The organism is Burkholderia sp. DN3021 (assembly GCF_049805555.1).
Taxonomy (GTDB): Bacteria; Pseudomonadota; Gammaproteobacteria; order Burkholderiales; family Burkholderiaceae; genus Burkholderia; species Burkholderia pyrrocinia_C.
Genome location: NZ_JBNCAB010000043.1, coordinates 1 through 26,382 on the forward strand (window position 1 = coordinate 1; position 26,382 = coordinate 26,382).

At 66.7% G+C, this 26,382-nt stretch carries 24 protein-coding genes; 14 read left to right on the forward strand and 10 right to left on the reverse strand.

The features are described from left to right. Positions 1-417 precede the first annotated feature (417 nt). Positions 418-1,194, reverse strand: a complete 777-nt coding sequence (locus ACPUER_RS20910; protein ID WP_175963149.1) for an enoyl-CoA hydratase — start codon at positions 1,192-1,194, stop codon at positions 418-420. A gap of 129 nt (positions 1,195-1,323) precedes the next feature. Here ACPUER_RS20910 and paaN point away from each other — a divergent pair, with 129 nt between their 5' ends. The 5 genes from paaN (at position 1,324) to paaK (ending at position 6,948) form a co-directional block, all read left to right on the forward strand. Beyond that, positions 1,324-3,030: a phenylacetic acid degradation protein PaaN gene (gene paaN / locus ACPUER_RS20915; RefSeq protein WP_425132009.1), complete on the forward strand. Its 1,707-nt coding sequence runs from the start codon at positions 1,324-1,326 to the stop codon at positions 3,028-3,030. A gap of 87 nt (positions 3,031-3,117) precedes the next feature. Then, positions 3,118-4,320, forward strand: coding sequence for a 3-oxoadipyl-CoA thiolase (gene pcaF / locus ACPUER_RS20920; protein ID WP_425132010.1), 1,203 nt, complete (start codon positions 3,118-3,120; stop codon positions 4,318-4,320). Between the two features lie 45 nt (positions 4,321-4,365). Beyond that, positions 4,366-5,157, forward strand: a complete 792-nt coding sequence (gene paaG / locus ACPUER_RS20925; RefSeq protein ID WP_425132011.1) for a 2-(1,2-epoxy-1,2-dihydrophenyl)acetyl-CoA isomerase PaaG — start codon at positions 4,366-4,368, stop codon at positions 5,155-5,157. A 1-nt stretch (position 5,158) separates the two neighbouring features. Then, the gene (paaI, locus tag ACPUER_RS20930; RefSeq protein WP_175963153.1) at positions 5,159-5,611 is read left to right on the forward strand and encodes a hydroxyphenylacetyl-CoA thioesterase PaaI; all 453 of its coding nucleotides are present in this window, start codon (positions 5,159-5,161) and stop codon (positions 5,609-5,611) included. A gap of 38 nt (positions 5,612-5,649) precedes the next feature. After that, a complete protein-coding gene (paaK, locus tag ACPUER_RS20935; RefSeq protein WP_425132012.1) occupies positions 5,650-6,948 on the forward strand; it encodes a phenylacetate--CoA ligase PaaK in 1,299 nt (432 codons plus the stop codon). 252 nt (positions 6,949-7,200) lie between these two features. Here the strand turns inward: paaK and ACPUER_RS20940 are convergent, their stop codons facing one another. Beyond that, positions 7,201-8,433, reverse strand: a complete 1,233-nt coding sequence (locus ACPUER_RS20940) for an MltA domain-containing protein (protein WP_175963155.1) — start codon at positions 8,431-8,433, stop codon at positions 7,201-7,203. Between the two features lie 80 nt (positions 8,434-8,513). After that, complete coding sequence (gene apaG, locus ACPUER_RS20945; protein WP_083534227.1) at positions 8,514-8,888, reverse strand: Co2+/Mg2+ efflux protein ApaG; 375 nt, start codon at positions 8,886-8,888, stop codon at positions 8,514-8,516. 183 nt (positions 8,889-9,071) lie between these two features. Here apaG and rpe point away from each other — a divergent pair, with 183 nt between their 5' ends. The 8 genes from rpe to ACPUER_RS20985 all read left to right on the forward strand — a co-directional run bounded on the left by rpe (position 9,072) and on the right by ACPUER_RS20985 (position 16,387). Further along, positions 9,072-9,758, forward strand: coding sequence for a ribulose-phosphate 3-epimerase (gene rpe, locus ACPUER_RS20950; protein ID WP_011883156.1), 687 nt, complete (start codon positions 9,072-9,074; stop codon positions 9,756-9,758). A 4-nt stretch (positions 9,759-9,762) separates the two neighbouring features. Next, positions 9,763-10,527 (forward strand): phosphoglycolate phosphatase, encoded by a 765-nt coding sequence (locus tag ACPUER_RS20955; RefSeq protein ID WP_425132013.1) that lies wholly within the window; start codon positions 9,763-9,765, stop codon positions 10,525-10,527. Positions 10,528-10,884: 357 nt separating this feature from the next. Further along, positions 10,885-12,378 (forward strand): anthranilate synthase component I, encoded by a 1,494-nt coding sequence (trpE, locus tag ACPUER_RS20960; RefSeq protein ID WP_105392259.1) that lies wholly within the window; start codon positions 10,885-10,887, stop codon positions 12,376-12,378. Positions 12,379-12,391: 13 nt separating this feature from the next. Next, the gene (locus ACPUER_RS20965; RefSeq protein ID WP_072443047.1) at positions 12,392-12,982 is read left to right on the forward strand and encodes an aminodeoxychorismate/anthranilate synthase component II; all 591 of its coding nucleotides are present in this window, start codon (positions 12,392-12,394) and stop codon (positions 12,980-12,982) included. A gap of 13 nt (positions 12,983-12,995) precedes the next feature. Continuing rightward, positions 12,996-14,027 carry an anthranilate phosphoribosyltransferase gene (gene trpD / locus ACPUER_RS20970; RefSeq protein WP_425132025.1) on the forward strand — a complete coding sequence of 344 codons (1,032 nt, stop codon included), beginning with the start codon at positions 12,996-12,998 and terminating at the stop codon, positions 14,025-14,027. Between the two features lie 29 nt (positions 14,028-14,056). After that, positions 14,057-14,842, forward strand: a complete 786-nt coding sequence (gene trpC, locus ACPUER_RS20975; protein ID WP_175963157.1) for an indole-3-glycerol phosphate synthase TrpC — start codon at positions 14,057-14,059, stop codon at positions 14,840-14,842. Then, positions 14,842-15,468 (forward strand): CYTH domain-containing protein, encoded by a 627-nt coding sequence (locus ACPUER_RS20980; RefSeq protein ID WP_175963158.1) that lies wholly within the window; start codon positions 14,842-14,844, stop codon positions 15,466-15,468. Before trpC ends, ACPUER_RS20980 begins: the two co-directional genes overlap by 1 nt. Positions 15,469-15,481: 13 nt before the next feature. After that, positions 15,482-16,387, forward strand: coding sequence for a uracil-DNA glycosylase (locus ACPUER_RS20985; protein WP_175963159.1), 906 nt, complete (start codon positions 15,482-15,484; stop codon positions 16,385-16,387). Positions 16,388-16,495: 108 nt separating this feature from the next. Here ACPUER_RS20985 and ACPUER_RS20990 read toward each other — a convergent pair whose 3' ends face one another. The 4 genes from ACPUER_RS20990 to ACPUER_RS21005 all read right to left on the reverse strand — a co-directional run bounded on the left by ACPUER_RS20990 (position 16,496) and on the right by ACPUER_RS21005 (position 21,140). Next, on the reverse strand, positions 16,496-17,092 hold the full coding sequence (locus ACPUER_RS20990; RefSeq protein WP_072443039.1) for an FMN-dependent NADH-azoreductase: 597 nt from the start codon (positions 17,090-17,092) through the stop codon (positions 16,496-16,498). A gap of 147 nt (positions 17,093-17,239) precedes the next feature. Then, positions 17,240-19,039 (reverse strand): M61 family metallopeptidase, encoded by a 1,800-nt coding sequence (locus ACPUER_RS20995; protein WP_425132014.1) that lies wholly within the window; start codon positions 19,037-19,039, stop codon positions 17,240-17,242. Between the two features lie 103 nt (positions 19,040-19,142). Beyond that, positions 19,143-19,871, reverse strand: coding sequence for a DsbC family protein (locus tag ACPUER_RS21000; RefSeq protein WP_175963161.1), 729 nt, complete (start codon positions 19,869-19,871; stop codon positions 19,143-19,145). Positions 19,872-19,961: 90 nt separating this feature from the next. Continuing rightward, a complete protein-coding gene (locus ACPUER_RS21005) occupies positions 19,962-21,140 on the reverse strand; it encodes a UbiH/UbiF family hydroxylase (RefSeq protein ID WP_175963162.1) in 1,179 nt (392 codons plus the stop codon). A 246-nt stretch (positions 21,141-21,386) separates the two neighbouring features. Between ACPUER_RS21005 and ychF the strand changes: the two genes are divergently transcribed. Then, positions 21,387-22,481, forward strand: coding sequence for a redox-regulated ATPase YchF (gene ychF / locus ACPUER_RS21010; RefSeq protein WP_175963163.1), 1,095 nt, complete (start codon positions 21,387-21,389; stop codon positions 22,479-22,481). 314 nt (positions 22,482-22,795) lie between these two features. Here ychF and gabP read toward each other — a convergent pair whose 3' ends face one another. The 3 genes from gabP to ACPUER_RS21025 all read right to left on the reverse strand — a co-directional run bounded on the left by gabP (position 22,796) and on the right by ACPUER_RS21025 (position 26,302). Beyond that, positions 22,796-24,187, reverse strand: a complete 1,392-nt coding sequence (gene gabP / locus ACPUER_RS21015) for a GABA permease (protein ID WP_310141788.1) — start codon at positions 24,185-24,187, stop codon at positions 22,796-22,798. 415 nt (positions 24,188-24,602) lie between these two features. Beyond that, positions 24,603-24,947, reverse strand: coding sequence for an MmcQ/YjbR family DNA-binding protein (locus tag ACPUER_RS21020; RefSeq protein ID WP_072443030.1), 345 nt, complete (start codon positions 24,945-24,947; stop codon positions 24,603-24,605). A gap of 80 nt (positions 24,948-25,027) precedes the next feature. After that, positions 25,028-26,302 (reverse strand): MFS transporter, encoded by a 1,275-nt coding sequence (locus ACPUER_RS21025; protein WP_425132015.1) that lies wholly within the window; start codon positions 26,300-26,302, stop codon positions 25,028-25,030. Positions 26,303-26,382: the final 80 nt, after the last annotated feature.

Sequence of the window (26,382 nt, forward strand, 5' to 3'; positions counted from 1 at the left end):
GCCCACACTTATCGGCTGTTAATTTTTAAAGAGCATTTCTGCGAGAAACTTCGCGCTTCTCAGCAGCGCTGCGTTTTCAGCAGCAGAGAAGTGAGATTATGAACCGTGTTTCGCAGCTCGTCAACAACTTTTTAACCACTTCGTTGCGACGCGGGGTCCATCTTCCTGCGCCAGCCGTGCGCCCAACCCGCTGCACACCACCGACTTCGCTTCCCCTCTCCCGCGCCGCGTTTCCGTTAGCGCGAAAGAGGCGTGATTCTATGCACCTCGCCCCCTTCGCGCAAGCCCCTTTGTGAAATTATTTTGAAAAAGCCACCGTGCGCTATCGCGCACGGTGGCTTGGGGCTCGACGGGTCGGGCGACCGCGCAGCAACCAGCGCCAACCAGTCGCCAGACACCTGTCGCGGCGCAGCCCACTCAGCGGTTCTTGAACTCGGGCTTCCGTTTCTCGACGAATGCCGCCATCCCTTCCTTCTGGTCCTCAGTCGCAAACAGCGAATGGAACAGCCGGCGCTCGAAGTGGACACCCTCTGCCAGCGTCGTCTCATACGCGCGGTTCACCGACTCCTTGACCATCATGACCGCCGGCAGCGAGAACTCGGCAATCGTCGCCGCGGCCGCAATCGCCTCGTCGAGCAGCTTGTCGGCCGGCAGCACGCGCGACACGAGCCCTGCTCGCTCCGCTTCGGCGGCGTCCATGAAGCGCGCGGTCAGGCACATGTCCATCGCCTTCGCCTTCGACACCGCGCGCGGCAGACGCTGCGTGCCGCCCGCGCCCGGCATGATGCCCAGCTTGATCTCCGGCTGGCCGAACTTGGCCGTGTCCGCCGCGAAGATGATGTCGCACATCATCGCGAGCTCGCAGCCGCCGCCCAGCGCAAAGCCCGACACCGCGGCAATGATCGGCTTGCGGATCTGACGGACCGTCTCCCAGTTGCGCGTAATGTAGTCGCCCCGGTAAACATCCATATAGGAATAGGTCGCCATCATGCCGATGTCCGCGCCGGCTGCGAACGCCTTCTCGCTCCCCGTCACGACGATCGCGCCGATGCCGTCGTCCGCATCGAACGCCTTCAGTGCATCGCCCAACTCATCCATCAACGCATCGTTCAGCGCGTTCAGCGCCTTCGGACGGTTCAGCGTAACCAGCCCGACACGCCCCCGGGTCTCCGCCAGGATGTTCTCGTAAGCCATCTATTTCTCCTCGATCAATGAAATGAGAAACGCCTCGCACATGCGAATAGTTTGATGCTAACATTCTCCGACCAACCGGTCGGTTAATTAATCGATCCAACCCCTCTCATCGTCCATCAGGCCGCCGCCATGACCCATGCACTGTTCACGAAGCACGAAGACACGTTGAAGCACGCACTCGCCGCCATCGAGAGCCGCGGGTACTGGAGCCCGTTCGTCGAAATGCCGAGTCCCAAAGTGTACGGGGAAAGCGCGAACGCAGACGGCGAAGCAGCTTTCAAGTCGCACCTCGACAAGACGTTCGCGCTCGACCAGCCGGCGTCCGGCGAAACGGTCGGCGCGGAGCGATCGCCGTACGGCATCGCACTGGGCATCCGGTATCCGAAGTCGACGCCCGACGCACTGATCGCCGCCGCAGCCGCCGCGCAACGCACGTGGCGCGAAGCCGGCCCCAGCGCCTGGATCGGCGTCAGCCTCGAAATCCTCGCGCGCCTGAACCGCGCGAGTTTCGAGATCGCCTATAGCGTGATGCACACCACGGGGCAGGCATTCATGATGGCGTTCCAGGCCGGCGGCCCGCACGCGCAGGATCGTGCACTCGAGGCTGTTGCCTATGCATGGGACGAACTGCGCCGCATCCCGGCCGATGCGCACTGGGAAAAGCCGCAAGGCAAGAACCCGCCGCTCGCGATGCACAAGCGCTACACGATCGTCCCGCGCGGCACGGGACTCGTGCTCGGCTGCTGCACGTTCCCGACCTGGAACGGCTACCCGGGCCTGTTCGCCGATCTGGCAACCGGTAACACCGTAATCGTCAAACCGCATCCGGGTGCGATCCTGCCGCTCACAATCACGGTCCGGATCGCCCGCGACGTGCTGCGCGAAGCCGGGTTCGATCCGAACGTCGTCACGCTCCTTGCGACCGAGCCCAACGACGGCGCCCTCGTTCAGGACCTCGCGCTGCGCCCCGAGATCAAGCTGATCGACTTCACGGGCAGCACGCAGAACGGCACGTGGCTCGAACGCCATGCCCACCAGGCACAGGTCTACACCGAGAAGGCCGGCGTCAACCAGATCGTGATCGACTCGACCGACGACCTGAAGGCCGCAGCCAAGAACATCGCGTTCTCGCTGGCGCTGTACTCCGGCCAGATGTGCACGGCGCCGCAGAACATCTATGTGCCGCGCGACGGCATCCGGACGGCGGACGGCCATGCGAGCTTCGACGAAGTCGCGCAAGCCATCGCGGTTGCCGTGCAAAAACTCACCGGAGACCCGGCACGCTCGGTCGAACTGATCGGCGCAATTCAGAACGACGGCGTGACCGCACGTATCGAGGACGCCCGCCAGCTAGGCCGCGTACTCGCCGACAGCGTGGCCCTTCAGCACCCCGCGTTCCCCGATGCCCGCGTGCGCACACCGCTCGTGCTGCAACTCGACGTGACCGATCGCGAGAAATTCACGCAGGAGTGGTTCGGCCCGATCTCGTTCGTGATCGCGACCGACTCGACCGCGCAGTCGCTCGATCTCGCCGGTGAAATCGCGGCGGAACATGGCGCGCTGACCTTCTCCGTCTACAGCACCGACGACGCAATCGTCGACGCCGCCCACGACGCAGCGGTGCGCGGCGGTGTCGCGCTGTCGATCAATCTGACGGGCGGCGTGTTCGTCAACCAGTCGGCCGCGTTCTCCGATTTCCACGGCACGGGAGCCAACCCGGCTGCCAACGCGGCGCTGGCCGACCCGGCGTTCGTCGCCAACCGGTTCCGCGTGGTGCAAAGCCGCGTCCATGTTGCCCCGAAGGCGGTACCCGCGGAAGCTGGCCAAACGGCATAACCCGAATGGCGGACGTGCAAACGCCGCCACGTTCTCTACCATGAACGAATCCGCCACCCGGCGGGTTCGTTGCCCATCGATACGCCCATGACAGACGCCTACATCTGCGACGCGATTCGCACCCCCATCGGCCGCTACGGCGGCGCCCTGAAAGATGTCCGTGCCGATGATCTCGGCGCGGTGCCGCTCAAGGCGCTGATCGAGCGCAATCGCCACGTCGACTGGACGGCGATCGACGACGTGATCTACGGCTGCGCGAACCAGGCAGGCGAAGACAACCGCAACGTCGCGCGCATGTCGGCGCTGCTCGCGGGCCTGCCGACCGCCGTGCCGGGTACGACGCTGAACCGGCTGTGCGGCTCCGGGATGGACGCGGTCGGCACGGCCGCGCGCGCGATCAAGTCGGGCGAAGCGCGCCTGATGATCGCCGGCGGCGTCGAGAGCATGACGCGCGCGCCGTTCGTGATGGGCAAGGCCGCGAGCGCGTTCGCACGCCAGGCCGACATCTACGATACGACGATCGGCTGGCGCTTCGTCAATCCGCTGATGAAACAGCTTCACGGCGTCGATTCGATGCCGGAGACGGCCGAGAACGTCGCGGTCGACTACAACATCAGCCGTGCCGACCAGGACCTGTTCGCGTTGCGCAGCCAGCAAAAGGCCGCGCGTGCGCAGCAGGACGGCACGCTCGCCGAGGAAATCGTCGCCGTCACGATTGCGCAGAAGAAGGGCGATCCGGTGGTCGTGTCGCGCGACGAACATCCGCGCGAGACGTCGCTCGAAGCACTCGCGAAGCTGAAGGGCGTCGTGCGCCCGGACGGCTCGGTGACGGCCGGCAATGCATCGGGCGTCAACGACGGCGCGTGCGCGCTGCTGCTCGCCAATGCACAGGCAGCCGATCAGTACGGCCTGCGCCGCCGCTCGCGCGTCATCGGCATGGCGACGGCAGGCGTCGAGCCGCGCGTGATGGGCATCGGCCCCGCGCCGGCCACGCAGAAACTGCTGCGCCAGCTCGGCATGACCATCGACCAGTTCGACGTGATCGAGTTGAACGAGGCGTTTGCGTCGCAGGGTCTCGCGGTACTGCGCATGCTCGGCGTCGCCGACGACGATCCGCGCGTGAACCCGAACGGCGGCGCGATCGCGCTGGGCCATCCGCTCGGCGCATCGGGGGCCCGGCTCGTGACCACGGCGCTCCATCAACTCGAGCGTACGGGCGGCCGCTTTGCGCTCTGTACGATGTGCATCGGCGTCGGCCAAGGCATCGCACTCGCGATCGAACGCGTGTAACCGACACGCCGCGCGCCTATAACGAAGTCATGAAGGAGACACTGCATGTCCTACCAAGCGATTCAGCTGGATATCGATCAGGCCGCGCGCGTGGCCACGATCACCCTCAACCGCCCCGACAAGCTGAACAGCTTCACGCGGGCGATGCATCGCGAACTGCAGTCGGCTCTCGATGAAGTCGAAGCGGCCGGCGCACGCGCGCTGATTCTGACGGGTGCGGGGCGCGGCTTCTGCGCGGGCCAGGACCTCGCCGACCTCGACTTCACGCCGGGCGCGTCCACCGACCTCGGCACGCTGATCGACGAGCATTTCAATCCGCTGATCCGCCGCCTGCAGCGTCTGCCGCTGCCGGTGATCGCCGCCGTCAACGGCACGGCGGCCGGCGCCGGCGCGAATCTCGCGCTCGCATGCGATCTCGTGTTCGCCGCCCGCTCGAGCAGTTTCATCCAGGCCTTCGTCAAGATCGGGCTCGTACCCGATTCAGGCGGCACGTGGTTCCTGCCGCAACGCGTCGGCATGGCACGTGCGCTGGGGCTCGCGCTGACCGGCGACAAGCTCGGCGCCGAACAGGCCGAACAGTGGGGCCTGATCTGGCGTGCGGTCGACGACGACGCACTCGCCACGTCGGCCCGCCAGCTCGCGACCCAGCTCGCGCAGCAGCCGACGCTCGCGATCGCATCGATCAAGCAATCGATGCGCGACAGCGTCACGAACACGCTCGACCAGCAGCTCGACCTGGAACGCGACATGCAGCGCAAGCTGGGCCAGTCGCTCGACTATGCGGAAGGCGTGAAGGCATTCGTCGAGAAGCGTGCTCCACGCTTCGAGGGGCGTTGACATGACGGCCGCCACCGCCACGCTCGATCCCGATTCGCTCGCCCGCGCCACCGCACAGGCCATGTACGACGCCGACGCATGCAGCCGCGCATTCGGCATGGAAATCGCGGAAGTACGCGCCGGCTACGCACGCCTGCAGATGCGCGTGCGGCCCGAATTCCTGAACGGGCATCGGACCTGCCACGGCGGGATCATCTTTACGCTCGCCGATTCGACGTTCGCGTTCGCGTGCAACTCGTACAACCTGAATACGGTCGCTGCCGGCTGCTCGATCGAATTCCTGCGCGCCGTGCACGGCGACGACGTGCTGACGGCCGAGGCGATCGAACAGGCGCGCGCCGGCCGCCACGGCATCTACGACATCCGCGTCACGAACCAGACAGGCGAAACGGTCGCGATGTTTCGCGGCAAATCCGCCCAGATCAAGGGCACGGTCATCCCGGAAGACCGCTGACGTCAACGGCTCGCACATAACAAACACTGGAGACATGCATGACTACCTCGCTACCGCTCGAGCCGATCGAGACCGCCTCACGCGACGAGCTGACCGCGCTGCAGCTCGAACGCCTCAAGTGGTCGCTCCGGCATGCGTATGACCACTCTCCCGTCTATCGTCGCAAATTCGACGACGCGGGCATGCATCCCGACGACCTGAAAACGCTCGCCGACCTGTCGCGCTTCCCGTTCACGACGAAAGGCGACCTGCGTGACAGTTACCCGTTCGGGATGTTCGCCGTGCCGCAGGACCAGATCTCGCGCATCCACGCGTCATCGGGCACGACCGGCAAGCCGACGGTCGTCGGCTATACGGCCGGCGACATCGACACGTGGGCGAATCTCGTCGCGCGCTCGATCCGCGCCGCCGGCGCACGTCGCGGCGACAAGGTACACGTCAGCTACGGGTACGGCTTGTTCACCGGCGGGCTCGGCGCGCACTACGGCGCCGAACGTGCAGGATTGACCGTGATCCCGTTCGGCGGCGGCCAGACCGAGAAGCAGGTACAACTGATCCAGGATTTCCGGCCCGACATCATCATGGTGACGCCGAGCTACATGTTGTCGATCGCCGACGAAATCGAGCGCCAGGGCCTCGATCCCGTGCAAAGCTCGCTGCGCATCGGCATCTTCGGCGCGGAGCCATGGACCAACGACATGCGCGTCGCGATCGAGCAGCGGATGGGCATCGACGCGGTCGACATCTACGGGCTGTCCGAAGTGATGGGCCCCGGCGTCGCGTCCGAATGCGTCGAGACCAAGGACGGCCCGACCATCTGGGAAGATCACTTCTATCCGGAAATCATCGATCCGGAAACCGGCGAAGTGCTGCCGGACGGCGAATTCGGCGAGCTCGTGTTCACGTCGCTGACGAAGGAGGCGCTGCCGATCATCCGCTACCGGACACGCGACCTCACGCGCCTGCTACCCGGCACCGCTCGCACGATGCGCCGGATGGAAAAGATCACCGGCCGCTCGGACGACATGATGATCGTGCGTGGCGTCAACGTGTTCCCGACGCAAATCGAGGAACAGTTGCTCAAGCAGCGCGCGCTCGCACCGCACTATCAGATCGTACTGACGAAGGAAGGCCCGCTCGACGTGCTGACGCTCAACGTCGAGCCCTGTCCCGACACCGCTCCGGATACGGCGGCGATCCACGCGGCGAAACAGGCGCTCGCGCATGACATCAAGTCGCTGATCGGCGTGACGGCCGTGATCAACGTGCTGCCCGTGAACGGGATCGAGCGCTCGGTCGGCAAGGCACGCCGCGTCGTCGACAAGCGCAAGGGCTGACGGCAGACGCTGCGCGTGCGTCGCGCGGAGAGGCAATCCCGTTGCGCAACAAACGAAACAGCCCGATCGGCCAACGCCAATCGGGCTATTTATTGTGTTCCGCGACGTCGTTCAACGCGACAGGCGCATCACACGAACTGAACCCACACGGGTACACCGCTCTCAAACCGACGCACTCCACGCGCACCGTCGCGCCCACGAATACCCCGCCTCATGCGCGGGCGGCTCCCGAGCAGCCGATGCCGCCTTACGTCACGAATTCGGGAACAGCAGCCACATCCGGCCGACCTGCTTCATCCGGCCGGCCTGGTCGCCTGCGTCGTCGCCGAGTCCCCAGAAATAGTCGGCCCGCACGCCGCCCTTGATCGCGGAGCCCGTATCCTGCGCGAACACGAGCCGGTTCATCGGCGTATTCGTCAGCGGGCGCGTGGTCTGCAGGAACACGGGCGTGCCGAGCGGGATCGACGACGGATCGACCGCGATCGAACGCTCCGCCGTCAGCGGCACGCCGAGCGCGCCGATCGGGCCGTCCGCGCCGCCGTGCGGCGCGTCTTCCTTGCTCGGCATGTCGCGGAAGAACACGAACCGCGGATTCGTGTCGAGCAACGCGTCGACGCGGTTCGGATTCGCCTTCGCCCACGCCTTGATGCCCTGCATCGTCGCTTGTGCAGGCGTCAGCTCGCCGCGATCGAGCAACCACTTGCCGATCGAGCGGTACGGCTGGTTGTTGGTACCGCCGAAGCCGACCCGCATCACCGAACCATCGTCGAGCAGCACGCGCCCCGAGCCCTGCACCTGCAGGAAGAACGCCTCGATCGGATCGTCGACCCACACGAGTTCGTTGCCGTTCAGGATGCCCGCACGCTCGAGCTGCGCGCGCGCAGGCAGCGCGGCGCCCGGGCGATAACCGGCCGGCCAGCGATAGAGCGCGTATTGATACGGGCCGCGGCGCACGCGCGAGCCATGCAGCAGCGGCTCGTAATAGCCGGTCACGAGCCCGTCGAGCGTGCCGTCGGTGTTCGCGAGCTGGAACGGCGTGAAATACGTTTCGAAGAAGGTGCGTGCGCTGCTGACATCGAGCTCGTCGAGCCGGTCGGCGGCCGCGCAAGCGCGCTGCCAGGCCGGCTGGCGCGCGAGCCGCGCGCAGTTCTGCCGCAGCGCGGCCGTCGCGCCGAGCAGCGAATCGTCCTGCCAGCCCGGCACCTGCTGCCACGCAACCGGCGTGAGCCGCTTCGCGGCAACCTGCCCCGGCACGATCGCCGCGCCGGTCGGCGGCTTGAGCGCAGACGTTCGCGTCGGCGCGCCGCCGCACGCGGCCAGCAGCGCCGCCGCCGCGGCCGCCGCAACCCAGCCGGCCAGCCGGGGCCCAAACCACATACAATGTCCGTTCTTGATGGAAACCGCCATGTCAGATTTTCTCGACCAATATCCGATGCTCATCTTCGCGCTCGAAGCCTTCGTAGCGCTTGCCCTGCTGATCTTCATCGTCGTGTGGACGTCGTCGGGCAGAAAGAAGCACGCCCGCAACAACGATCGCCAGCCGCGCTGACGCGCTCCGCGCGCGCTCAATGCAGCGTGCGCGGCATGTGCAGTGCAAACTCGTCGACCGGCGCCTCGAAACGCTCGCCGTCCTCCGCCACGCAGAAGTACGCGCCACGCATCGTACCGACCGGCGTCGCGATCACGGCCCAGCTCGTGTATTCGAACTGCTCGCCCGGCTGCAGCAGCGGCTGGTGCCCGACGACGCCGAGCCCCTTCACTTCCTGCACGTGGCTCTCGCTGTCCGTGATGATCCAGTGACGCGCGATCAGCTGCGCCGCGACCTGCCCCGTGTTGCGGATCGTCAGCGTGTACGCGAATGCGTATTGACGGCGATCGGGGTCGGATTGTTCCGGCAAGTAGCTGGTTTTCACCGAAACGGTGAACTGATACTGACTCATGGTGTTTCCACTGGAGGGTGACTGTCCGTGCCGGCATGGGCGACGGGGCCGCGGACGCGCCGCTTTGGTTCGGCATTCTGCTTGATGCGGAATCGGGCCGCAACCGCACGGCCTGCCGCCGCGAGCCGGCCGCCGGGCGGTAGAATGTCGGTTTTGCGCCGCAACGTCCCCGCTCCCCCTGCCATGACCCAATTCCGCATCGCTCCCAGCATCCTGTCGGCCGATTTCGCACGGCTCGGCGAAGAAGTCCGCAACGTGGTCGCCGCCGGCGCCGACTGGATCCACTTCGACGTGATGGACAACCATTATGTGCCGAACCTGACGATCGGCCCGCTCGTGTGCGAAGCGATCCGCCCGCACGTGCAGGTGCCGATCGACGTGCACCTGATGGTACGCCCGGTCGACCGGATCGTGCCCGATTTTGCGAAGGCCGGTGCGAACCTGATCAGCTTCCACCCGGAAGGCTCCGATCATATCGACCGCACGCTGTCGCTGATCCGCGACCACGGCTGCAAGGCCGGCCTCGTATTCAACCCGGCCACGCCGCTGAACTATCTCGACCACGTGATGGACCGCCTCGACTTCGTGCTGCTGATGTCGGTCAACCCCGGCTTCGGCGGCCAGTCGTTCATTCCGGAAACGCTGAACAAGCTGCGCGAAGCACGCGCACGTATCGACGCGTACACCGAGCGTACGGGCCGCGAGATCCTGCTCGAGGTCGACGGCGGCGTGAAGACCGACAACATCGCGGAAATCGCGGCGGCCGGCGCCGACACCTTCGTCGCCGGTTCGGCGATCTTCGGCAAGCCCGACTACCGCAAGGTGATCGACGAGATGCGCGCCGCGCTCGCCACCGTCGAGCGGAGCTGACGCCGTGGCCGAATCGTCGCTCGCCGGCCGTGCGCCGGCCGGGGCCGCAACGAACGCCGCCCCGATCCGCTTCGCCGCGCCGCGCATCGACGCGGCGCTGATCGATCTCGACGGCACGATGGTCGACACGGCCGACGATTTCACAGCCGGCCTGAACGGGATGCTTGCGCGGCTCGACGCGCCGGCCACATCGCGCGACGAAGTGATCGGCTACGTCGGCAAGGGCTCCGAACACCTGATCCGGAGCGTGCTGAAGCCGCGCTTCCCGGCCGGCGAGGCGCATGCGCGCTTCGACGACGCACTGGCGATCTACCAGACCGAATACGCGAAGATCAACGGCCGCCATACGCGCCTCTATCCGGACGTGGCCGCCGGTCTCGACGCGCTGCGCGCGGCCGGCATCCGGCTCGCGTGCGTGACGAACAAGCCGCACCGCTTCGCGGTCGAGCTGCTCGAACAATACGGGCTGGCCGATTGCTTCGGCATCGTGCTCGGCGGCGACAGCGTCGCACGCAAGAAGCCCGACCCGCTGCCGATGCTGATGGCCTGCGACGCACTCGGCGTCGCGCCGGACGCGGCGGTCGCGATCGGCGACTCGGAAAACGATGCGCTGGCGGGCCGCGCAGCCGGGATGGCGACACTGACGGTGCCGTATGGCTATAACCACGGCAAAGCTATACAAACGATAAATTCGGATGGTATAGTCGATTCGTTGCTGGTCGCGGCCCGCGCGATCACCGCGCACAACGCCGGCCGGCCAACCATCTGATTATTTCTTCCATCCGCATGTTTCTGAATAAAAAACGGAGTCTGAGCAGCATCGACCGGGGAGCCTGGCCCTGGCGTCGCTGGTCGCGCTAACCTCTTCGATGAGGTACGCTGAAGCACGTCTTCAGCGCCGTTTTTTATCTCGCTGCGCATCCGCGCGCCGATCGTCGCACCACCTCGAGTTCCACCGCGTCCGAACGCTTGCGTTCAGGATCGGCCGCAGGCTCGCGACGTTCACGCCCGGAGTGCCGGCCGGCAACAGGCACTTCTCGATCGACCGCCCTTTCGCCGACGGCAACCCGCGCAGCGTCAAGTGATCCCTGGCGCACGCGCCGCTCGTCCCGAACAGGACCGGAACATGACCGAACTCGAATTCCAATCGCTCGCGAACGAAGGCTACAACCGTATCCCGCTGATCGCGGAAGCCCTCGCCGATCTCGAAACGCCGCTGTCCCTCTACCTGAAGCTGGCCCAGCCCGAACGTGCGGGCGCCAACTCGTTCCTGCTCGAATCGGTGGTCGGCGGCGAACGCTTCGGCCGCTACTCGTTCATCGGCCTGCCCGCCCGCACGCTCGTGCGCACCCGCAACGGCGTGTCGGAAGTCGTGCGCGACGGCCAGGTCGTCGAGACGCATGACGGCGACCCGTTCCAATTCATCGAATCGTTCCAGGCGCGCTTCAAGGTGGCGCAGCGTCCGGGCCTGCCGCGCTTCTGCGGCGGTCTCGCCGGCTACTTCGGCTACGATGCGGTGCGCTACATCGAGAAGAAGCTCGCAAACACCGCGCCGCGCGACGATCTCGGCCTGCCCGACATCCAGTTGCTGCTGACCGAGGAAGTCGCGGTGATCGACAACCTCGCCGGCAAGCTGTACCTGATCATCTACGCGGACCCGGGCCAGCCGGAAGCCTACGCGAAGGCGAAACAGCGCCTGCGCGAACTGAAGCAGCGCCTGCGCACGACCGTGCAGCCGCCCGTCACGTCGGCGAGCGTGCGTACCGAGACGTTCCGCGAGTTCAAGAAGGAAGACTATCTGGCCGCCGTGCGCCAGGCGAAGGAATACATCGCGGCCGGCGAACTGATGCAGATCCAGGTCGGCCAGCGGCTGACCAAGCCGTATCGCGACAACCCGCTGTCGCTGTATCGCGCGCTGCGTTCGCTGAATCCGTCGCCGTACATGTATTACTACAACTTCGGCGATTTCCATGTGGTCGGCGCATCGCCGGAAATCCTCGTGCGCCAGGAAAAGCGCGGCGAAGACCAGATCGTCACGATTCGCCCGCTCGCCGGCACGCGCCCGCGCGGCAACACGCCCGAGCGCGACGCGGAACTCGCGACCGAGCTGCTCAACGATCCGAAGGAGATCGCCGAGCACGTGATGCTGATCGACCTCGCGCGCAACGACGTCGGCCGCATCGCCGAGATCGGCTCGGTGCAGGTGACCGACAAGATGGTCATCGAGAAGTACTCGCACGTGCAGCACATCGTCAGCTCGGTCGAAGGCAAGCTGAAGCCCGGCATGACGAACTACGACGTGCTGCGCGCGACGTTCCCGGCCGGCACGCTGTCCGGTGCGCCGAAGGTGCGCGCGATGGAACTGATCGACGAGCTCGAGCCGATCAAGCGCGGGCTGTACGGCGGTGCGGTGGGCTACCTGTCGTTCTCGGGCGAGATGGATCTCGCGATCGCGATCCGCACGGGCCTGATCCACAACGGCAACTTGTATGTGCAAGCGGCGGCCGGCGTCGTCGCGGATTCGGTGCCCGAATCCGAATGGCAAGAGACCGAGAACAAGGCGCGCGCGGTGCTGCGTGCGGCCGAACAGGTCCAGGACGGCCTCGATAGCGACTTCTGACCGGAGACTGACCATGCTGCTCATGATCGACAACTACGACTCGTTCACCTACAACCTGGTCCAGTACTTCGGCGAACTGGGCGAGGACGTGCACACGTACCGCAACGACGAAATCACGCTCGACGAAATCGCGCGCCTGAATCCCGACGCGATCTGCCTGTCGCCGGGCCCGAGCAACCCGCAGCACGCGGGCATCACGCTCGACGTGCTGCGCGAATTTTCGGGCAGGAAGCCGATTCTCGGCGTCTGCCTCGGCCACCAGGCGATCGGCGAAGCATTCGGCGGCCGCGTCGTGCGCGCGAAGACCATCATGCACGGCAAGGTGAGCCGGATCGAAACGGACTGCCGCGGCGTGTTCGCCGACCTGCCGAAGCATTTCGACGTCACGCGCTATCATTCGCTCGCGATCGAGCGCGAATCGCTGCCCGACTGCCTCGAGGTGTCCGCGTGGACCGACGACGGAGAAATCATGGGCGTGCGCCACAAGACGCTGCCGGTCGAGGGCGTGCAGTTCCACCCGGAATCGATCCTGTCCGAGCACGGCCATGCGCTGCTCGAGAATTTCCTGAAGCAGGCCCGCGCCGCGGCCGCGCAAGCCGCCTGACCGGAGCCTCATGATGACGATTACCCCGCAGGAAGCGCTGCAGCGCACGATCGAACACCGCGAGATCTTCCACGACGAGATGCTGCACCTGATGCGGCTCATCATGCGCGGCGACATGTCGCCCGTGATGGCCGCCGCGATCATCACCGGGCTGCGCGTGAAGAAGGAGACGATCGGCGAGATCGCCGCCGCCGCGACCGTGATGCGCGAATTCGCGAACCACGTCGACGTGCAGGACAACTCGAACTTCGTCGACATCGTCGGCACCGGCGGCGACGGCTCGCACACGTTCAACATCTCGACCGCGTCGATGTTCGTCACGGCGGCGGCCGGCGCAAAGGTCGCGAAGCACGGCAACCGCGGCGTGTCGAGCAAGTCAGGCAGCGCCGACGTGCTCGAGGCGCTCGGCGTGAACATCGACCTGCAGTCGGACCAGGTCGCCGCGTCGATCGCCGAAACGGGCATGGGCTTCATGTTCGCGCCGAACCATCACCCGGCGATGAAGAACATCGCGGCCGTGCGCCGCGAGCTCGGCGTGCGCACGATCTTCAACATCCTCGGCCCGCTGACCAATCCGGCCGGCGCGCCGAACCAGTTGATGGGCGTGTTCCACCCCGACCTCGTCGGCATCCAGGTGCGCGTGATGCAGCGCCTCGGCGCGCAGCACGTGCTCGTCGTATACGGCAAGGACGGGATGGACGAGGTGTCGCTCGGTGCCGCGACGCTCGTCGGCGAATTGCGCGACGGCAAGGTGCACGAATACGAGATCCATCCGGAAGACTTCGGCCTGCAGATGGTGTCGAACCGCACGCTGAAGGTGGAAAATGCCGAAGAATCGCGCACGCTGCTGCTCGGCGCACTGGACAACCAGCCGGGCGTCGCCCGCGAGATCGTCACGCTAAACTCGGGTACTGCGCTCTATGCGGCGAACGTCGCCGAATCGATCGCGGACGGCATCCAGCTCGCCCGCGAAGCGATCGCGAGCGGCAAGGCACGCGCGAAAGTCGACGAACTCGTGCGCTTCACGCAGCAGTTCAAGCGCTGACTCCCCTTACGACTCAAGCAGGAACCCACATGAGCGACATTCTCGACCGAATCATCGCCGTCAAGCGCGAAGAAGTCGCGGCGGCCATGCGCAGCACGCCGCTCGAGGCACTGAAGCTGGACGCATCCGCGCGCGACCTGCGCGACTTCGTCGGCGCGCTGCGTGCGAAGCACGCGGCCGGCGACGCTGCCGTGATCGCCGAAATCAAGAAGGCAAGCCCGTCGAAGGGCGTGCTGCGCGAGCATTTCGTGCCGGCCGACATCGCGCGCTCGTATGCGGCGCACGGCGCCGCGTGCCTGTCGGTGCTGACCGACGAGCAGTTCTTCCAGGGCAGCGTCCGCTACCTCGAAGAGGCGCGCGCGGCCTGCACGCTGCCGGTGCTGCGCAAGGACTTCATCGTCGACGCGTACCAGATCCTCGAAGCACGCGCGATGGGCGCCGACGCGATCCTGCTGATCGCCGCCGCACTCGACACGCCGCTGATGCAGGACCTCGAAGCATACGCGCACTCGCTCGGCCTCGCGGTGCTGGTCGAAGTGCACGACCGCAACGAGATGGAGCAGGCGCTGACGCTCAAGACGCCGCTGCTCGGCATCAACAACCGCAACCTGCGCACGTTCGAGACGTCGATCCAGACCACGCTCGACATGCTCGACATGATTCCGCAGGACCGGATCGTCGTGACCGAATCGGGCATCCTGTCGCGCACCGACGTCGACACGATGCGCGCGGCGAACGTGAACACGTTCCTCGTCGGCGAAGCGTTCATGCGCGCCGATCAGCCGGGCGAGGAGCTCGCACGGATGTTCTTCTGATGGCGATCGAAAAGGAAATCAAGCTCGCGCTGCCGGCCGGCCAGGCCGGTGCCGCGCGGCGCTTCTTCGAGACGCTGACCGGCGAACCCGGCCGCGACATCACGCTCGCGAACGTCTATTACGACACGCCCGATCTGGCGCTGGCCCGCTCGAAGAGCGCGGTGCGCGTGCGCCGCGCGCCGCAAGGCTGGCTGCAGACGTTCAAGACCGTCGGCAGCGCGGAAGGCGGCCTGCATCGCCGCCACGAATGGGAACTGCCTGTGGCCGGCGATGCGCTCGAGATCGATGCGCTCGTCGCGGCCTGCGACGTGCCGGAAGCCGCCGCTGCGCTGCGTGACGCGGCGAGCGCGCTGCGCGCACTGTTCCGCACGGATTTTTCGCGTACGCTGTGGCGCATCGCAATCGGCGGCGCAACCGTCGAAGCCGCGGTGGACCTCGGCGAGATCGTCGTCCAGGCGGACCACGAAACACGCCGCGAACCGATCAGCGAAATCGAACTCGAACTGATCGACGGCCCGGAAGCGGCGCTCGCGACGCTCGCCGCCGAACTGCAGCAGGCGCTGCCGGGCCTCGCTCCCGAAAACATCAGCAAGGCGCAGCGCGGCTACCGGCTGCGCGCGCAATAAACACGCATCACGCATGGCAACCCGCAAGACTTCCCGCGCGCCGCAACAGGCGTCGCTGTTCGACGATCCCGTGCCGGAAACGGCACCGGCCGATATTCCGTCCCCGACTTCCGCGTCGCCCTCCGCCGAGCGCAAGCCCGCAAAGAAAGCCGCCGCTTCGGCCCCGGCCTCCGCAGCGCCGCAGCCCGTTGCCGCTGACGTCCCGCATCTCGCCGCGCAATTCGACGCGCTGCCGGCCGCCTGGCGCGACGTGCTGAAACCCTTTACCGACAGCGACGCGTACGCGCCGCTGTGCCGCTTCGTCGACGACGAGCGCGCGGCCGGCAAGGCGGTCTACCCGACCGACGTGTTCCGCGCACTACGCCTCACAAGCCCGGACGACGTGAAGGTCGTGATCCTCGGCCAGGACCCGTACCACGGCGACGATCGCGGCACGCCGCAGGCGCACGGCCTCGCGTTCTCGGTGCCGCCGGCCGTCCGCACACCGCCGTCGCTGCGCAACATCTTCAAGGAAATCGCCGCGAACTTCGGTCACGACACGCCGCGCCACGGCTGCCTCGACACGTGGGCGCGCCAGGGCGTGCTGCTGCTCAACACCGTGCTGACAGTCGAGCGCGGCGCGGCCGCGAGCCACGCGAAGCGCGGCTGGGAGCAATGCACGGACACGCTGATCCGCGAACTCGCAGGCCGCCACCGCGGGCTCGTCTTCATGCTGTGGGGCGCACACGCGCAGGCGAAGCGCGCGCTGTTCGACGCGAGCGCGCATTGCGTGCTCGAGGCGCCGCATCCGTCGCCGCTGTCCGCGCACCGCGGCTTCCTCGGCTGCCGCCATTTCATGCTCGCGAACGACTATCTGGTCGAAGCTGGCCGCGAACCGATCGACTGGCGCCTGCCGGAAGTGGCCGAAACACTCGCGTAACGGCCGCGCCGGCTTTGTCGCCGGCCGGAATGCAAAAACGCCGCGCCCCTTCGGGGACGCGGCGTTTTTTTCGGACGATGCAGCGGGTGCGTCGCACCCGCATCGACCTTACGCGGCAGCGATCGCTTCGCGTGCGCTGGCGAGCGCGGCGCTCTGCGCATCCGGGCCCAGGTTCAGGCCTTCCGCGAAGATGAAGCTCACGTCGGTCATGCCGACGAAGCCGAGGAACGTGCGCAGGTAGGGCGTCTGGCTGTCGTTCGGCGTACCGGCGTACTTGCCGCCGCGGGCCGTCACCACGTGGACCTTCTTGCCCTTGATCAGGCCTTCCGGACCGTTCTCGGTGTAGCGGAACGTGACGCCTGCGCGTGCGATCCAGTCGAAGTACGTCTTCAGTTGCGACGAGATGCCGAAGTTGTACATCGGCGCGCCGATCACGATGATGTCGGCGGCTTGCAGCTCGGCGATCAGTGCATCGCTCTTAGCGACGATCGCATTCTGCTCCGCGCTGCGCTGGTCGGCCGGCGTGAAGAACGCGCCGAGCACCGATTCGTCGAGGTGCGGCAGCGCATCGGCCAGCAGGTCGCGAACCACGACCTTCGCGCCGGGGTTCGATTGTTGCAGCTTTGCCGTCAGTTCGTTGGCCAGCAGCGTGGATTGCGCGCCTTGCGAACGCGCAGCGGAATTGATTTGCAGAATGGTCGTCATGTCAGGCTCCGGTTGGGTTGCGCTTCGGTAGCGCGAGTGACGCCATTGTGCGTGGCCGCATTTGCCGGAAAAAGCGGGTTCAGGGCGACGGATTGTTGCAACAGCAGAACAATCCTCGATCGCGCCCCGATTGCTGCTGCCGTGCACTCAGCCCTTCAGCCAGGCCTCCCGGGCCTTCGATGCCGTGGCCGGCTTCGCTGCCGCCGTCAACCGGTAGCGCGTGACCTCCGGGCCGTCGAGCTTCAGTTTCGCGGTACGCAGCTCGTCGCGGCGAAACGCGTGAACCTCGACCTTGTCGCCCGGCCGGTAGCGCGCGAGCAGCGCGTCGAGGTTCGTGCCCGTGACGCGCAGCCCGTCGACCGCGATCAGCGTATCGCCGGCCGACAGCCCCGCGCGATGCGCGGCGCCGCCTTCATAGACAGCCGCGAACGTACAGTCCGCGCCGCCGCGCAAGCGCGCACCGATCGTCGGCTTCGCGGCCGCGCCGTTCGCGACATCCGGCGCGAGCGTGACGCCGAACGGCGCGAGCAGCTCGCCGAGCGGCAGGTCGCGCGTGCCGTGCACGGCGTCGGCGAACAGGCGACCGAGCGCGACGCCCGTCGCTTCTTCGATCAACGTCTCGACTTCATCTTCCGCGACGCCCGCCTGCTTGCCGCGATAGAAATCGCGCCCGTAGCGTTGCCACAGCAGGCGCATCACGTCGTCGAGCGACTTCCGGTTGCGCGTCTGCGCGCGGATCGCGAGATCGAACGCGAGCGCGACGAGCGAACCCTTCGTGTAGTAGCTGACGATCGCGTTGGTCGCGTTCTCGTCCTGGCGGTAGTACTTGATCCACGCGTCGAACGAGCTTTCCGCGACGCTCTGCTTGAGCCGCCCAGTGCCGCGCAGCACGCCGCCGATCGTGCGGCCGAGCGCCGCGAAATATTCGTCCTGCGACATCAGCCCGCTGCGCACCAGCATCAGGTCGTCGTAATACGACGTGAAGCCTTCGAACAGCCACAGCAGCGACGTGTAGTTCTCGCGCGTCAGGTCGTACGGCACGAACGCCGCCGGCTTGATGCGCTTCACGTTCCACGTATGGAAGTACTCGTGGCTGCAAAGGCCGAGATATGTGCGGTAGCCTTCGGTCGTCTCGGGCCGCCCCTTCACCGGCAGGTCGGTGCGATTGCAGATCAGTGCGGTCGATGCGCGATGCTCGAGGCCGCCGTAGCCGTCGCTGACCGCGAGCGTCATGAACACGTAGCGGTCCATCGGCGCCTTCTTCGATTTCGGCTCGAACAGCGCGATCTGCGCTTCGCACACGCGCTTCAGGTCGGTGCGCAGCCGCTCCAGGTCGAGCTGCGTCACGCGCCCCGCGACCACGATGTCGTGCGGCACGCCATGCGCGTCGAACGTCGCGAGCGCGAATTCGCCGATCGTCACCGGATGGTCGGAAAGCTCGTCGTAGTTCGCTGCGCGATACGCACCGAAGCCGTAGCGCTTCGTGCCGCGCGCCTCGGGCAGCGCGGTGCCGAGGCGCCACGCGCGGAATGCCGCGCCGGCCGGCTTCGCGATGTCGACTTCGCACGGCGCGTCCTCGCGGCCGGCGACGCTCAGGAACACGGCCGTCGCGTTGAAGAAGCCGCCCGATTCGTCGAGATACGCGGAGCGCACCGACAGGTCCCACGCATACACGTCGTAGCGCAGCGTCAGCGCGCCGCTCACGGGCGCGGCCTGCCACGTGTGCTTGTCGGTCTTCGCGATCCGCACCTTGCGGCCTGCGTCGTTGAACGCGCCGAGCGTCACGATGTTGCGCGCGAACTCGCGCACGAGGTAGCTGCCCGGAATCCACACCGGCAGCGAGAAGCGCTGGCCTTCGGGGTCGGGGTCGGCGACCGTCACCGACACTTCGAACAGGTGCGCGGCAAGATCTTTCGGAACAATCGAATAGCGGATCGGCTGGGTCATCGTGGCAATCGGTCGAATACGGCGGCGAAAACGAAGAGAGGCGCCGGCAGATCATGCGGGCGCCCCTCGCTGGCCGGGCCATGCGGCCCGGCGTGTCGGTCGGTTACTTGCTCGAGGCGAGCGCCTGGTTGAGCTGGTCGGCCGATACCGCGCCCGGCAGGCGGCGGCCGTCCGGCAGGAAGATCGTCGGCGTGCCCGTGACGTTCATCCCGCGGCCAAGCGCGAGGTTCTTGTCGAGCGCGCTGGTATCGCAGGTACCGGCGCCGGACGGCGCACGGTGGTCGAGCATCCAGCCCTCCCACGTCTTCGCGCGGTCGGTCGCACACCAGATCGCCTTCGACTTCACGGTCGAATCCGGCGACAGCACCGGGTACAGGAACGTGTAGACGGTGACGTTGTCGACCGACTGCAGCGTCGTCTCGAGCTTCTTGCAGTACGGGCAGTTCGGATCGGAGAACACCGCGATCTTGCGTGCGCCGTTGCCCTTGACGACCTTGATCGCATTCGCGAACGGCAGGCTCGCGAAGTCGATCTTGTTGATTTCGGACAGGCGTGCGTCGGTCAGGTTCTTGTGCGTCTTGGTGTCGACGAGATCGCCGAGCAGCACGTAGTCGCCGGCCGCGTCGCTATAGATGATCTGCGAGCCGAGGTTCACTTCGTAAAGGCCGGCGACCGGCGATTTCGACACGCTCTTGATCGGCGCGTCGTTGCCGAGACGGGCCTGCAGCGTGGCTTTCAGCTTGTCGGTGGTCTGGTCGGCCTGCGCGGTGCAGCCCAGCGTCGCCATCGTGACGGCCAGCGCCAGCGACGCGATGCGGATCGTTTTTTTCATCGAAATCTTCCTTCAGCTCAATCGGTGTGCACGGCACAGTGTACGCCGTAACGGAACCGAGTCCGACCGGCGAAGCGGCCGAAGGTTCGATCAGCCGAGCGCGGCCGACACGAGCCAGCGCTTCACGAGCGGCTGCGCCCCGACGAACGCCATGCCCGCGTTGCGCACGGCCTTCGCGAGCGGGCCCGGCACCGCGAACAGCCGCTGCAGGCCGTCGGTCGCGACCATCAGCGCGCGGATGTCCTCGCGGCGCGAACGCTCATAGCGGCGCAGCAGCACCGTATCGCCCAGATTGCGGAAGCTTTCCTTGCCGGCGATCGCGTCGGCGAGCGCCGCGACGTCGCGCAGCCCGAGGTTCATCCCCTGCCCCGCGAGCGGGTGGATCAGGTGCGCGGCATCGCCGACGAGCGCGACGCGCGGCGCGATCAGCTTGTCGACCGTCTGCAGCGCCAGCGGGAAGCCGGCGGCTGGCGTCACGCATTCGAGCGTGCCGACCTGGCCGTGCGACACGCGCTCGACCTCGGCCGCGAGCTGCGCCGGATCGAGTGCGAGCAGTTTGTCCGCATGCGCGGTGTGCGCGGACCATACGAGCGACACGTGGCCGTCCGGCAGCGGCAGCAGCGCGACGATCTCGCCTTCGTGGAACCACTGGTAAGCCGTCTCGCGGTGCGGCAGCGACGCCTTGAAGTTCGCGACGACGCCCGTCTGCCGGTAGTCGCGCCGTTCGACTTTGGCCCCCATTTGGGACCGTACCCACGAATGCGCGCCGTCCGCGCCGACGACGAGGTCCGCTTCGAGCACCTGCCCCGACGACAGCGTGAGCACGGCCGCATCGTCGCGCACGTCGAAGCCCTGCGCACGCGCATCGAACCACGTGAGGTTCGGCTGGAACCGCAGCGCGGCATCGAGCGACGCCTCGACCAGCGACGATTCGGCGATCCATGCGAGCTGCGGCACGGAGGCCTGGTACGCAGAAAAATGCAGCTCGGCGTGCGCATCGCCGTACACACGCATGTCGTAAACAGGCGCGAGCCGGCCGTGGTCGAGCGCCTGCCAGACCCGCAGCCGCTCGAGCAAGGCCTGCGAACTGGACGACAGCGCGTACACGCGCGTGTCGAACGCGAGATCGGCGGGGCGCGGCGTGGCCGGCTGGGCAAGCAAGGCTGTCTTGTAGCCGGACTGGGTCAGCGCGAGCGCGGCCGTCTTGCCGACGAGCCCGCCGCCGACCACGGCGACATCGAAGGTGTGGTGGGCAGTCATGGCGGGCATTATAGCCGCGGGGCCAAACCCTTACGCGGCCGGACTTTGCGGGAAATCAGCAGAATCGCAGGCCGATGCGGCGGCGCGCCGGCCCGCTGCATCGGCTGTTCGGCGCAACCCCGGAATCCGGGGCGTCGGCACGGTACAATAGCGTCTTTGACCGTCGGCCTGCCGCGCCCCAGGCGCCGGCCGCCCTTTTTTCCCGCGCCGCCGTGCCCTGTCCGGCCGCGCCGCCTTACCCGTCCGAAGGATTCCATGAGTCTCAAATGCGGCATCGTCGGCTTGCCCAACGTCGGCAAGTCCACCCTGTTCAATGCGCTGACCAAGGCCGGCATCGCCGCCGAGAACTACCCGTTCTGCACGATCGAGCCGAACGTCGGCATCGTCGAAGTGCCCGATACGCGCCTGAAGGGGCTCTCCGAGATCGTCAAGCCCGAGCGCGTCGTGCCGGCCGTCGTCGAATTCGTCGACATCGCGGGCCTCGTCGCGGGCGCGAGCAAGGGCGAAGGCCTCGGCAACCAGTTCCTCGCGAACATCCGCGAAACCGATGCGATCACGCACGTCGTGCGCTGCTTCGAGGACGAGAACGTCATTCACGTCGCCGGCAAGGTCAGCCCGATCGACGACATCGAGGTGATCAACACCGAACTCGCGCTCGCCGACCTGAGCACCGTCGAGAAGGCGCTCACGCGCTATTCGAAGGCCGCGAAGTCGGGCAACGACAAGGAAGCGGCCAAGCTCGTCGCGGTGCTCGACAAGGTGCGCGCGCAGCTCGACCAGGGCAAGGCCGTGCGCGGCCTCGCGCTGTCGGACGACGAAGCGGCGCTGCTCAAGCCGTTCTGCCTGATCACCGCGAAGCCGGCGATGTACGTCGCCAACGTGAAGGACGACGGCTTCGAGAACAACCCGCACCTCGATGCGGTGCGCAAGTACGCGGAAAGCGAGAATGCGCCGGTGGTCGCCGTATGCGCGGCAATCGAGGCGGAAATCGCGGATCTCGACGACGCGGACAAGGAAGCGTTCCTCGCCGACATGGGTATGGAAGAGCCGGGCCTCGACCGCGTGATCCGCGCGGGCTTCAAGCTGCTCGGCCTGCAGACCTACTTCACCGCGGGCGTGAAGGAAGTGCGCGCATGGACGATCCATATCGGCGACACGGCGCCGCAGGCGGCCGGCGTGATCCACACCGACTTCGAGCGCGGCTTCATCCGCGCGCAGACGATCGCGTTCGACGACTTCATCACCTACAAGGGTGAACAGGGCGCGAAGGAAGCCGGCAAGATGCGCGCGGAAGGGAAGGAATATGTCGTGCACGATGGCGACGTGATGAACTTCCTGTTCAACGTCTGAGCACATCAACCGACGCTGTTTCGTGCAGTGTCAGAGTAGCCCGGAAAGGCCCGCGAACAGCGGGCCTTTCTTTATTCAGGAGCGACTCGTGAAGGCTTGCGGGAAGTGTCCGCGGAGAGCCTGTTCGTCATCTTCGTCGGCACCGCCGATTGCAGATGCAGATGCAGATGCCGCACCCCATTGCCGAACGCCCTGCGTTGCCATCGGCAAGTGCATCCGTTTACCCCGACAAAGCAAGTGGCCCGACCGGAAAACGCCGATCGGGCCATTTTTCATGACGGGCGGCTCCGCCGCCACGCCGTCACATCACCTCATCACATCACCGACACCCGCCGCCCCGCGCTCGCCTGCGCATCGCGGCCGCGCTTGTTCAGCCACGACGCAAACAGCACGATCAACGCCAGCACGGCCGTCGCACCGACTTCCATCCGGTGCTCCTCGCTGACGAACATCACGGTCAGCGTGCTGCAGATGAACAGGATCACGGCCCACGTGAGCCACGGGAACATCCACATCCGCAGCGTCAGGTCGGCGCCGCCCGATTCGAGCGTCTTGCGCATCCGCAGCTGCGAGATCGCGATCACGAGATACACGAGCAGCGCGATCGCACCCGACGTCGCTAGCAGGAAGCCGAACACCTGCTCCGGCATCAGGTAGTTCGCGATCACGGTCACGAAGCCGAATGCCGTCGACGCGAGCACGGCCGCACGCGGCGTGCCGGTCGAATCGGTGCGATGCAGGAACGCAGGCGCGTCCTTGCGCTTCGACAGCGAGAACAGCATCCGCGACGCCGTGTACAGCGCCGAATTCAGGCAGCTCGCGACCGATACGAGCACGATCACGTCGATGATCGCCTTCGCGTTCGGGATGCCGATCAGCTCCATCGCGCGCTGATACGAGCCGTGCTTCGGCAGCAGCGGGTCGTTCCACGGCACGATGGCCGCGACGACGAGAATCGAGCCGAGATAGAACAGCGTGATGCGCCAGATCACCGAGTTCGTCGCACGCACGATCTGGCGCTGCGGGTTGTCCGATTCGGCGGCCGCGATCGTCACGATCTCGGTGCCGAGGAACGAGAACATCGTCGTCAGCATCGCCGCCAGCACCGCACCGGCGCCGTTCGGCATGAAGCCCTGATGCGCGAACAGGTTCGACACGCCCGATACGGCCGGCGCCGGAATGATCCCGACGATCGCCGCGCCGCCGATGCACAGGAACACGACGATCGCAACGACCTTGATCAGCGCGAACCAGAATTCGAATTCGCCGTAGTTCTTGACGGAAAAGAGGTTGGTGACGGTGAGCAGCAGCGTGATGCCGAGCGCGAAGATCCAGGTCGCAACGCCCGGGAACCATGCATTGAGGATGGTCGCCGCAGCCGTCGCCTCGATCGGGATCACGAGCACCCAGAACCACCAGTACAGCCAGCCGATCGAGAAGCCGGCCCAGTGGCCGATCGCGCGATCGGCATAGGTCGAGAACGACCCGCTGTCCGGATGCGCGACGGCCATCTCGCCGAGCATGCGCATCACCAGGACGACCAGCACGCCCGCGATCGCGTACGCGAGTATCGACGCCGGACCGGCTTCCGCGATCGCGTGGCCGGAGCCGACGAACAAGCCCGCGCCGATGACGCCGGCAATCGACATCATCGTCACGTGACGCTGCTTCAGGCCCGTGCCGAGGCCTGTGTTGCTTCCACTCATCTGTCTCTCTCCAAAAAACGGTTCCGGTACGACCGGGTGTCGCGTAAAGGCGGCGCGGGGAGTTGTCGTTCTTGAGTCGGGCCGGGCGCGGCGCCTGCGTCGCATGCAGGCCCGAGGCCGGATCGGGGCCGTTCCGGTGGGACGCGCCGCGCAGTCTGCGAAGCTGCGTGGGCGATGCGGCGCACGAGGCGCCGGCGCATCGCGTGCGCCCGTTCCGTCGGCTTTCGTCAGCCGCCTTCGAAGCGAAGGAGTGTAAGCATCAAACGGTTCTTCACTAAGAACCAATTGAAGAATTTCGATGGGACCACTTGTTGCGTCGATGCGAGCCGATGCAACAAGTGGTCCGGTTGGCGCCGGCTCGCGCCGTCAGGACGCTTCCGTCAAAGGCAATCCGGCAGTGTGGCGCGCCAGACGCTCAGTTCCCGCCGCGCGCGGCTTCGTCCCGCCATTTGGCAGGCACGATGGCGTGCCACTCTCGCAGAAGCAGGTTTTTCACGGCGTCGGGATGCGCGGCCGACAGGCGCACCAGCACGATCGGCCAGCCCGCGTAGTGATCGGTCACGTAATACACGTCGGGTTCCGATTCGATCAGCCACGCGCGTTCGTCGGGGCCGACGCCCTTCACGACGAGCGTGTCGCCGTCCTCGCGCAGCCGCGCGAGCAGCTTGCCCTTCACCTTGAGTGCGGGCGTGCCGTACGACGTGCCTTCCTCGACGCCGCGCCACGCCAGCGCGATCTGCCGGACTTCGTCGAATGTCACGATGCCTCCCCGACCGTTGGTCGACGGTTGACGGTTCGGCCACCCTATCGGAAATCGCGCGGCACGCCCAGCAGCGTGCGCTATCCGCCGGCCGCGCGCGCGGACACCGGCGCACGTCCGGTGGTCGCGACGATGGCGAACGCGATCGCATTGGCGACGGCGCTCGCGAGGATCGGCACGAGATAGCCGCCCCCCGCGTCGTAGATGAAGCCGGCAGCGGCCGGCCCGATCAGCGTGCCGAACGCGACGCTCGTGTACAGGATGCCGATGATCGCGCTCACGTTGCGTCCGCCGAAATAGTCCATCACGACCGCCGGCAGCACGGCGACCCAGCCGCCATAGAACACGCCGAACACGAGTGCGAACGCGGCAAGCGTCGCAATGGTGCCGGCGCCCGCCCACGCAACGAGTGCAACGGCCATGCCCGCGAACATCGCGAGCAGCGATGCGCGGCGGCCGAAGCGGTCGGCGAGGCCGCCGAGGAAAAAGCGGCCGGCCGTACTGCCGACGCCGATCGCGCCGAGCAGCAGCACGGCCGTCGATGGCGCGACGCCATGATCGAGCGCGTACGGCACGAGGTGGACGAACGGCACGAATACGCCGAACGAGCATACGAGACAAGCGGCGTAGAGGCTCGCGAACGGCCGCGACGTGACGGCCTCGCGCACCGTCGCGCCAGCGTGCACGGTCGTGGCGGCCGCGCCGGCTACGAAAGCACCGGTATTCCGGCCGCCGTCGCCGGCCGCGTCGCCATCCGGCAACAACCCGCGCCCGCGCGGATCGTTCTCGATCAGCAGCGACATGCCTGCCCCCAGGACCACCGCGATCGCTGCCAGCGTGAAATACGCACCGCGCCAGCCGACATGCGCGATCAACGCGGACGCGAGCGGCGGCATCGCGAGCGTGCCGACGCCGATCCCCGCGACCGCGAGCCCCGACGCGAAGCCGCGCCGGCGGACGAACCAGCGCTGCACCGCGCCGACGGCCGGCACATATGCGCAGCCGACGCCGAGACCGACACCGAGCCCGTACGCGACATAGACCTGCAGCAGCGTGTGCGCGGCGCCGGCGGCGGCGAGCCCGGCCCCCGTCAGCAGCATGCCGGCGACGGCGAGCCGCCGCGAGCCGAAGCGATCCGCAAGCGGCCCGCTGACGATACCGAAGCCGAAATACAGGAAGCCGGCGAGCGAGAACACGAGCGAGATCTGCCCGCGCGATGCGGCGAAATCGCGCTGCAGCGACTCGACGAACGCGCTGAACGTATACGCGCTGCCGAACCCGACGAACGTGACGGCGAACGCGGCCGCGACCACGTACCAGCCGTAGAAGTGGCGCGATGCGCCCGGGCGGTTCATGACGATGCTCCTCTCAGGTCCCTCCGGACGCCGCGCGGCATCCGGATTGCCTCATGGATATAGTTGAACTATGTTGATCG